Genomic DNA, 329 nt, shown 5'->3' with positions numbered 1-329 from the left:
GGAGCACAGACGTCCGGGTATGAAGACTGTGTAACGAAATAGACCACTGAATGGTCAGTCGATGTGAAACGATTGATTGAACAGTGCTGGCCTGCCGGTTGCCCGACTGGTGGTCGACTCAGCGGTGATCCACCAGTCGGCTGATCATGTCACCAATCATCTGAACCAGCTGGACGATCACGATGATCGCAATAACCGTGGCGATCATGACGTCGTCCTGCCAACGGTTGTAGCCGTAGTTAATGGCCATCTGTCCAAGACCACCACCGCCGACGGCGCCCGCCATTGCGGAGTAGCCGATCAGGGTAATAGCAAGCGTGGTCGTGGAC

Annotated in this window: 1 pseudogene; it reads right to left on the bottom strand. The window is 55.9% G+C overall.

The window, feature by feature from the left end:
* Window positions 1–118 precede the first annotated feature (118 nt).
* Window positions 119–329 (bottom strand): annotated as a pseudogene (locus QP415_RS11100) (metal ABC transporter permease); the annotation flags it as partial.

Source organism: Pauljensenia sp. UMB3104 (assembly GCF_030217285.1).
Lineage (GTDB): Bacteria > Actinomycetota > Actinomycetes > Actinomycetales > Actinomycetaceae > Pauljensenia.
The sequence above is the reverse complement of the archived record's forward strand: the minus strand, read 5'-3'. Positions and strand labels throughout refer to the sequence as shown.